At 41.3% G+C, this 7788-nt stretch carries 5 protein-coding genes; all 5 read left to right on the top strand.

Annotated features, from left to right (window positions below; all coding sequences use genetic code 11):
- Positions 1–219 precede the first annotated feature (219 nt).
- The 5 genes from JMX48_RS12725 to rnr all read left to right on the top strand — a co-directional run bounded on the left by JMX48_RS12725 (position 220) and on the right by rnr (position 7738).
- Positions 220–660 (top strand): GNAT family N-acetyltransferase, encoded by a 441-nt coding sequence (locus JMX48_RS12725; protein WP_201538386.1) that lies wholly within the window; start codon positions 220–222, stop codon positions 658–660.
- A 551-nt stretch (positions 661–1211) separates the two neighbouring features.
- Positions 1212–3146, top strand: coding sequence for a threonine--tRNA ligase (gene thrS, locus JMX48_RS12720; RefSeq protein WP_201538384.1), 1935 nt, complete (start codon positions 1212–1214; stop codon positions 3144–3146).
- 23 nt (positions 3147–3169) lie between these two features.
- Positions 3170–3673 carry a translation initiation factor IF-3 gene (gene infC / locus JMX48_RS12715; RefSeq protein ID WP_192523954.1) on the top strand — a complete coding sequence of 168 codons (504 nt, stop codon included), beginning with the start codon at positions 3170–3172 and terminating at the stop codon, positions 3671–3673.
- A 414-nt stretch (positions 3674–4087) separates the two neighbouring features.
- Positions 4088–5332: a toxic anion resistance protein gene (locus JMX48_RS12710; RefSeq protein ID WP_201538382.1), complete on the top strand. Its 1245-nt coding sequence runs from the start codon at positions 4088–4090 to the stop codon at positions 5330–5332.
- A gap of 141 nt (positions 5333–5473) precedes the next feature.
- Positions 5474–7738: a ribonuclease R gene (gene rnr, locus JMX48_RS12705; protein ID WP_201538380.1), complete on the top strand. Its 2265-nt coding sequence runs from the start codon at positions 5474–5476 to the stop codon at positions 7736–7738.
- Positions 7739–7788: the final 50 nt, after the last annotated feature.

The raw sequence follows: 7788 nt of genomic DNA, 5'->3' as shown, positions 1-7788 counted from the left end.
GAATGATGAATCATTCCCTAAACTGCCTTCCCTTCCGACTGGGACGCATTATACGTGGTTTTAATAAGGGGTCAAGGACTATCTGAAAATAATTTTTAAGACGTTTATTCTATTATTCTTTAGCTCTATTATTCAAAAGGCTAAAGTACTTATACACATCGCAAAATACACCTCATAGAATGTATATTGGTTTATTCACTCACTTTAAGGAAAGATAAGATGAACATTCGCGAAATGAAGATTGATGATTATGCTGCTGTATATCAATTATGGCTTAACACAGCAGGGATGGGACTAAATGATGTGGATGACTCTCAGCAAGGTATCGCTCGTATGCTACAGCGCAATCCAACGCTAAGTTTTGTAGCGGAAGAAAACAAACAAATTGTTGGAGTAATCCTTGCAGGTCAAGATGGACGCCGTGGCTATATTTACCATACCGCCGTACATCAAGATTATCGTAATCAGAGTATTGCTCAGAGATTGGTGGAGATGGTATTGGATCAAATGAAAGCCTTAACCATAAGCAAAGTAGGTTTGTTTATATTTCAAACCAATGGTATTGGTAATAGTTTTTGGCAGAAGATGGGCTTTAATATACGCACTGATACCTATTATCGTAACCATGCCCTGACTGAATTAGAGCGTATTGATACCTAGTCTAGAAGTTTGATGAGATGTTTTTAATGAGAGTACTGAAAGCAGACATCGGCTACTCTCTTTATAGTTATAGTTATAGTTATAGTTACTAAGCTTTGGAGATTATTTTTCAAAATCTAGTAATTGACATAGTTTCTGAGCTATTGACATCCCACACTGGAGTACCTATATAAGTCTGTCTAAAATAAAATAAGCCTGTCTAAATTGCTCGATAAATAAATCAGTAAGCGGTGATAGCTGTCGTCTTACCTGATCCCTTGCTATCTAGTGTTTATAGACAGTTTTTGCTATAATGGCGGGTTACGTGACATATTTTCTTTCACATGCTACTGAATCGCTTTCGAAATACGGAACACTGTCCATTGTAACGACTCTGTTATACGTATTAGATAATCAATAGTGGTGTAAGAGGATAAATGCAGTGCATAGCAGTCACGCCTATCGTTTTACAACATATCACAATGATTGAATAAATTGATGTGGTCTCACGGTTATATGATTGATGGTTGCAATCATCACTGCCAACGGACCCAAAAACAGGTGAATAGATTATGGTAGCGATTACTTTACCGGATGGTAGCGTAAAAGAGTTCGAAGGCAACACCACGGTTATGGAAGTGGCACAAAGTATTGGTCCGGGCTTGGCAAAAGCCACTGTTGCTGGACGTGTCGATGGTCATTTGGTGGATGCCTCCGACCCTATCGCTCATGATGCCAAAGTTGAGATCGTCACGGCAAAAGATGCTGACGGTGTCGATATCATTCGTCACTCGGCGGCGCATTTGCTTGGACATGCGGTCAAGCAGCTCTATCCTGAAGTAAAGATGGTCATTGGACCTGTAATCGAAGATGGCTTTTATTATGACATCTTTAGTGAGACGCCATTTACGCCTGAACACATGGAAGCCATCGAAAAGCGCATGATGGCGTTGATAAAGCAAGACTATGACGTCATAAAGAAGATAACGCCACGCGATGAAGTCATCAAGATATTTGAAGCGCGCGGTGAAGATTATAAGCTTAAGCTCATTAACGATATGCCAGGTGAAGAATCTTTTGGTCTTTACCATCATCAAGAATATGTTGATATGTGCCGTGGCCCGCATGTGCCAAATACAAGATTCTTAAAAGTATTTAAACTGACTAAAATGTCTGGTGCTTATTGGCGCGGTGATGCCAAAAATGAGCAGCTACAACGTATCTATGGTACAGCGTGGGCAGATAAAAAAGATCTAAAAGCGTATATTCAGCGTATTGAAGAAGCAGAAAAACGTGACCATCGTAAGATTGGTAAAGCGTTAAATCTATTTCATATGCAAGAGCAAGCGCCAGGTATGGTTTTTTGGCATGCCAATGGTTGGACGATTTATCAAGTGCTTGAGCAATACATGCGTAAAGTGCAACATGATAATGGTTATGAAGAGATCAAAACGCCACAGATCGTTGATCGTAGCTTGTGGGAGCGTTCTGGACATTGGGGTAACTATGCCACCAATATGTTCACCACTTCCAGCGAAAATCGTGATTATGCGGTAAAACCGATGAACTGCCCATGTCACGTGCAAGTATTCAATCAAGGGCTAAAGTCTTATCGTGACTTACCACTACGTATGGCTGAGTTTGGCTCATGTCATCGTAACGAGCCGTCAGGCTCACTGCATGGTTTGATGCGCGTACGTGGTTTTACCCAAGATGATGCCCATATATTCTGTACTCAATCGCAAATTCAGCAGGAAGTGGCTGACTTTATCAAGCTAACGCTTGCGGTTTATGAAGATTTTGGTTTTGATAATACTATTATGAAACTCTCGACACGTCCTGAAAAACGTGTGGGTAGTGATGAATCTTGGGATTTTGCAGAAAAAGCTTTAGCAGATGCGCTTGATAGCTCAGGACTAGATTGGGATTACTTGCCAGGTGAAGGCGCGTTCTATGGCCCAAAAATTGAATTTAGTTTAAAGGATTCTTTAGGACGTGTTTGGCAGTGCGGTACCATTCAAGTGGACCCGAACATGCCTGAACGCCTTGACGCAGAATTCGTCAATGAGCAAAACGAGCGCGAAGTACCTATTATGTTACACCGTGCTATATTAGGTTCGTTTGAGCGCTTTATCGGTATATTGATTGAAAACTATGCCGGTTGGATGCCTGTATGGCTATCACCGCAACAAGTGGTGGTCATGAATATCACAGATAAACAAGCAGATGCTTGCGCAAATGTGGTTAATGAGCTAAAAAATGCAGGTTTGCGAGCCATTAGTGACTTGCGTAACGAAAAGATTGGATTTAAGATACGAGAGAAAACATTAGAACGCATTCCCTATATGCTAGTATTAGGGGATAAGGAAGTCGAATCGGGCAGTGTTAATGTCCGTACGCGTGAAGGCGAAAACCTTGGCGTGATGAGCGTTCCTGAATTTATTACATTAGTGCAGACCGCTGTCGCTGAAAAAGGCCGACAGACCCCAAAAACAGATGAGGAGTAATACCTATTAAACAGTCGAACCGTTTGAACATCAACGAAGATATCAATGTCAAAGAAGTCCGTCTCGTCAAAGAAGACGGCGAACAAATGGGCGTGGTCGATATCGAAACCGCGATGAAAGCGGCACGTGAGGACAATCTAGATTTGGTCGAATTGGTTCCAGATGCTAAGCCGCCTGTTTGCAAAATCATGGATTATAAGCATTTCCTCTATGATCAAAAGCAAAAGGCGAAAGAAGCTAAAAAGAACCAAAAGCAAACTCAGCTGAAAGAGATGAAGCTGCGTCCTAGTACTGAAGAAGCCGATTATCAGGTCAAACTGAAAAAAATCGTCAGCTTTTTGGAAGACCAAGACAAAGTTAAGATCAGTATTCGCTTTCGTGGCCGTGAAATGGCGCACCAAGAAATTGGTCGTAAGCAGCTAGATCGTATCATCGAAGATACTGCTGAGATTGCTAACGTTGAGCAGTACCCTAAGATGGAAGGTCGTCAAATGGGTATGCTACTTGGGCCAACTAAGAAAAAGTAATCTGTTTATTAGATGGCTGTTAGTCAATATAGATATTTATAACCTTAACCATCAATATACGGCGTGATATTGATGGTTTTTTAATATCCAAATCTAGAAATAGTGGTTTTTGGTTATGATAAGCTGACGCTAATTTACAAAACCCATCTTCTCAACCTTTTCATTCCAAGTTAGTCTAAAGGCATGATCTACTCATACTATTTCAATAAAAAATATTGAGTGTATAAAAAATCCACGTTGATGATTCACCTGTTTTGCGGTTTATCTTTCTATGTAATTATTAATGCAACACTGTTATTTAATACAACACAGTAATCTAATATAAGATAATCATTTAATACAACGCTAGTCATTTAATACAACGCTAGTCATCGACCTAAAATTCCTTCCATTGTAGATATTATAGGAAACTTCATGCAAGAATTGACCCCACCAGAAAACGCAACGACTCCAAGTATCTCTTTGACTGCGCCTGAACCTGTGAGAGAAATACAAAAAAGTGAAGCAGATCAAATGGTCAAGTTGGATGAAAATCAAATTCCAGAGCTCGATGCCAAAGTCGATGCTTTTGTCAATCATGTGATTAACAACTCGGTGCATAGTTCAGAGTTTCAGCAAAACGTACAGTCTATCCATAATTTGGGAACGAAAGAGATTCGTGAATCAGCGCAAGTCTCTAACCGAATGCTCGATTTGCCAGCGAAAAGTCTGAATGACAGCTTATTTGACAACTCCCCTATTGCCAAGTCATTGACGGAGCTGCGCGGTATCGTTGAAGACTTAGACCCAAGTAAAAAGGAGCTGACCAGCTCACGTAAGTTATTTGGTCTCATTCCTTTTGGTAATAAAGTACAAGATTACTTTCGTCAGTATGAGTCTGCCCAATCACATATCAATGCGGTCGTTACTAGTTTATATAACGGTAAGGACGAGCTGCTCAAAGACAATGCCATGATTGAGCAAGAAAAAGTCAATATGTGGGAGCTGATGCAGTCTATTCGTCAATATGTCTATGTCGGCAAAAGAATTGATGAACAATTAGAACAAAAAGTCTATGCGATAGAAGCGACTGATCCTGAAAAAGCGCGTATTATTAAAGAAGAGATGTTGTTTTATGTGCGTCAAAAAAACACTGACTTTTTGACACAATTGGCGGTCAACGTACAAGGCTATTTGGCACTAGATACGATACGCCGCAATAACTTAGAGCTGATTAAAGGGGTGGATCGTGCGACTACGACCACTGTGTCTGCGCTACGTACGGCGGTGGTCGTTGCTCAAGCTATGACCAATCAAAAGCTCGTGCTTGATCAAATTACCGCTTTGAATAAAACGACCAGTAGTTTGATAGAATCAACCTCAGCAATGCTCAAGCGCCAATCTGGTGAAATCCACGAGCAAGCGACCAATAGCAGTATTGAGCTTGATAAACTACAAAATGCCTTCAATAATGTATATGATACGATGGATATGATCAGTAATTATAAAATTGAAGCGTTAGAGAACATGAAACAAACGGTCAATACGTTGACTACCGAGGTCGACAAAGCACAGAAATATCTCGATAAGTCTAATCAGACGACTGTATTGGAAGTATCCAAAGAAATAGACAGTAAAAAGATAACCAATAAATCAAGTACGGTCGATGTCGATATTTGATTTTTCGAGACAGTTTTTACCTATTAAAGGTGACAGACTCCTGCTACTGAATACACATAAGACAATTGGCGCAAGATATTGCAACGTTGTTCGTGTTAAGATAGCCCTTATTAATAATTTTAAAAATAGATACGGTAATTTATGAGTTGGAACGATCCAAACGCCTCAAGTGAGGCAACCAGATATGACAATCCTATTCCTAGTCGTGAGCTGATATTGAGCACGATCAGTGAGCATGGTGAAGTCACTCATCAACAGTTGGCAAAAGCCTTCAATATTGATGACCCAGATCAGTTTGACGCTTTAGGCAATCGCTTAAAAGCGATGGCACGTGATGGACAAGTAAACCGCGAAGGTCGTCCTTATCGCTATCGCACAGTGACCAAGCAAGATGTCGTCACAGGTACGGTTTCTGCCCATCCTAAAGGCTTTGGCTTTGTACTACTAAGCGATATGCCAGATTTGTTTTTACATGAAAAACAGATGCGCTGGGTATTTAATGGTGATACGGTAGAGGCAGTAGGCACGTCAACGGACAACCGTGGACGTACCGAAGGTCGCATTGTCGATGTAGTTGAGCGTCGCCAAAATAACTTCATCGGTACGCTGGCTCGTGACGAAGACGGCTACTGTGTCGAGCTTGGCAGTCCAAACAATCATCAGCCGATTACGGTTACTGATGATAATGTGCAGGCGTTAAATGCCAAGCAAGGCTCTCCTGTTAAAGTCGATATCATTGATTGGCCCAATCAGCACGAGTTTGGCACTGGTAAAATCACTGAAGTATTGTCTGATGACAATGATCGCGAACTGATCATTGAAACCACCCTACTTAATTATGATATTCCGTCAGATTTTAGTGAAGCTGCACTTAAGCAAGCTGCTGATTATCAAGAGCCGACTGAAAAAGACACAAAAGGTCGCACAGATTTGCGCCATCTACCATTGGTCACTATCGACGGTGAAGATGCGCGTGATTTTGATGATGCGGTATTTGCTGAAAAACGCTCTGGCGGTAATTACCGTGTTGTCGTTGCGATTGCCGATGTCAGCTACTATGTGACACCGAATTCACCACTTGACCAAAATGCCTATGAGCGCGGCACGTCCGTATACTTCCCGCATCGCGTGATTCCAATGCTACCTGAAGTGCTGTCTAACGGTCTTTGTTCTTTGAACCCTGATCTCGATCGCCTTTGTATGGTTGCCGATATTAAGATATCACGAGCAGGAAAAGTAACAGGATATGAGTTCTATCCGTCAGTGATGCATTCACAAGCACGCTTAACTTATAATCAAGTAAACGATTATCTTGTGAATCCAAATGATAAAAGATTGCCAAAATCATTAACTGGCAATAAAGATGTGAAAAAATCTGTCGATACGCTGCATCAGCTTTATGAGCTACTGCTCAAAAAACGCGAAGAGCGTCATGCGATGGAATTTGAAACGGTTGAAACGTACATCAAGTTCAATGAAAAAGGTGGTATTGAAGCTATTTTACCGCGAACTCGTGGTGATTCTCAAAAGCTCATTGAAGAATGTATGCTACTGGCCAATACCTGTGCGGCAAATTTTGCACTAAAACATGAGCTACCAGTCTTGTATCGTAACCACGATAAACCTGATGGCGAGAAGTCGATGCGTATTCATGAATATGCAAAAAACTTTGGTTTACCTTTCCCAGAAGAGAATCCAACACAAGCAGATTATCAGCGGATTATCGAAGCAACGAAAGATAGACCAGATGCGATTAGTATCCATAGCATGCTACTGCGCTCAATGATGCAAGCAAACTATGCCCCTGACAATATCGGTCACTTTGGCTTGGCTTATGACGAATATAGCCACTTTACCTCGCCCATTCGCCGCTATCCTGACTTGATGTTGCATCGTGCTATTAAAGCAAAAGTGACGAATAGCCAGCAGCCCATAATGGACTTTTCGCTTGAAGGGGCCGGTACGCAAACGTCAGATACAGAACGCCGTGCAGAGAAAGCATCACGTTATGTAGAGTCTTGGCTCAAATGTCACTATATGACAGATCATGTTGGCGAAGAATTCGACGGTGTGGTGACGAGCGTCACTAACTTCGGTCTATTTGTTACGTTGTCCGATTTGTATATCGACGGTTTGGTACATATCTCAAATGTCGGTGATGACTTCTTTGTTTATGATGAGCAGCAGCAACAGCTGATCGGTAAAGACAAAGGCACCGTATTCGGACTTGGCGACTTGGTCAAAGTAAAAGTAGCTGGCGTGAATATGGATCTGCTGCAAATTGACTTCGATCTAAAAGCCAAGCTGCAATCTAGTGAAATGAACCAAACCAAAAAAAGCCAGCCTAAGAGAAGTCCTGCTAAAAAAACAGGTAGCCGTAGTAAAAGTGCTAATAAGAAAGGCTGATTTTAGTTAAAATCTTAAAACAATAAAAAAGGCTAACGTTCTCGTTAGCC

Origin of the sequence: Psychrobacter immobilis (assembly GCF_904846225.1) — a bacterium.
GTDB classification, from domain to species: domain Bacteria; phylum Pseudomonadota; class Gammaproteobacteria; order Pseudomonadales; family Moraxellaceae; genus Psychrobacter; species Psychrobacter immobilis_F.
This window is presented reverse-complemented; position numbering and strand designations above follow the sequence as displayed.